This window comes from Streptomyces bohaiensis (genome assembly GCF_012033785.1).
GTDB lineage: Bacteria > Actinomycetota > Actinomycetes > Streptomycetales > Streptomycetaceae > Streptomyces > Streptomyces bohaiensis.
In genome coordinates, this window is sequence record NZ_JAAVJC010000478.1 from 1 (window position 1) to 1,833 (window position 1,833).

The following is a 1,833-nucleotide window of genomic DNA, read 5'->3' on the forward strand; positions in this document are numbered from 1 at the left end:
GGGGGGGGGGGGGGGGGGGGGGGGGGGGGGGGTGGGGGGCGCGCGGCCGGGGGCGGGCGGCCGGTGTGCGCGTCGGCGCCGCGGTGCGCCGGCGACCGGTCCCCCGGTCCCCCTGTCCGCCCACCGGGCCTCGCGACCTGCACCCGACCCGCCGTGACCTCGCCGCCCGTCGCGGCGGACCGGGCCGGACCGGCGGGCACACCGCTCCGTCACGCCTCGAGCACAGTCCGGTCAACGGTTCGGGGGCTGTTCCGGAACCGAGCGCCCGCATTCACCGCTTCTGATGCGAATTCAGATGTTGAACTTGTGACATGCGCGTGACAACCATCCTCAACCCCTTGTCGGATTCCCTTACTTCGGCAAATCTTTCGAACGACGGAGTGAATTGTTGTGGCCACGCTCCGTCAGAGATCCGGTCGTCAGCGCACTTCGAATCCATCCAGCGGAGGAATTCCCTCGATGTCAGCGATGCGTACCACCCCCCGCCGCCGCACTCTCGGCTCCGCCGCCGCCACCGCAGCCGTCCTGGCCCTCGGTGCCGGGCTCGCCCTGCCGGGCGCGGCCCACGCCGCCACGGACGACGCCACCGGCGTCATCCTCAACGCCGATGCCGCCGAGGCAGTGACCGGCAGCTACATCGTCGTGCTGGACGAGACGGTCGCCGCCGACTCGCCCGCCGCCGAGGAACTGGCCGCCAAGTACGACGCCGAGATCAGCACCGTCTACGACACGGTGGTCAACGGCTTCGCCGCCGAGGTCGACGAGGCGGACGCACTGCGACTGGCGGCCGACCCGGCCGTCGACAAGGTCTACCAGGACGAGGTCGTCGAGCTCGCGACCACCACCCAGGTCAACCCGCCCTCGTGGGGCCTGGACCGGATCGACCAGCCGAACCTCCCGCTGGACAACCGCTACACCTACCCCGCCCACGCCGGGGCCGGCGTGACGGTCTTCGTCCTCGACACCGGCATCCGCTACACCCACCAGGACTTCGGCGGCCGCGCGGTCTTCGGCTTCGACGCCTTCGGTGGCACCGGCCTGGACCGCCAGGGCCACGGCACCCACGTCGCGTCGACCGCCGCGGGCACCGCCTACGGCGTCGCCAAGGCCGCCGACATCGTCTCGGTGAAGGTGCTCAACGACTCCGGCTCCGGCACCGTCCAGTCCGTCGTCGCGGGCATCGACTGGGTGACCGCCAACGCCAGCGGCCCGTCCGTCGCCAACATGAGCCTGGGCGGCGGCGCGAACTCCCTCATCGACGCCGCGGTCGTCTCGTCGATCAACTCCGGCGTCTCCTACTCGGTCGCCGCCGGCAACAGCAACGCCAACGCCAGCGGCTTCTCGCCGGCGCGGGTCGGCCCGGCGATCACCGTCGGCGCCACCACCTCCACCGACGCCCGCGCCAGCTACTCCAACTGGGGCGCCATCGACATCTTCGCCCCCGGCAGCTCCATCACCGCGGCGTGGGCGTCGAGCGACACCGCCACCAACACCATCAACGGCACCTCGATGGCGGCGCCCCACGTCGCCGGCGTGGCCGCCCTCTACCTCGGCAGCAACCCCTCCGCCTCGCCCGCCACGGTGAAGTCGGCCCTCGTCGGCGCCGCCGTCACCGGCAAGGTCACCAGCCCGGGCAGCGGCTCGCCGAACCGGCTGCTCCAGCTCCCCTGACCACCGACCGCCGCTGACGTGACCCCGTCACCGGCCGCCGGTCCCGCCCCCGGCGGCACCGCGCGGAGCGCCTGACGGGACACCCCGCAGGACCGGTGCCTCCGCCCCTGCGGACGGCACCGGGGCGTCCCGGACCACCGCCGGCCCGTCGAGGGCCGGGCC

At 73.5% G+C, this 1,833-nt stretch carries 1 protein-coding gene; it reads left to right on the forward strand.

Annotated features, from left to right (window positions below):
• Positions 1-459 precede the first annotated feature (459 nt).
• Complete coding sequence (locus tag HCN52_RS24085; protein ID WP_168090533.1) at positions 460-1,671, forward strand: S8 family peptidase; 1,212 nt, start codon at positions 460-462, stop codon at positions 1,669-1,671.
• Positions 1,672-1,833: the final 162 nt, after the last annotated feature.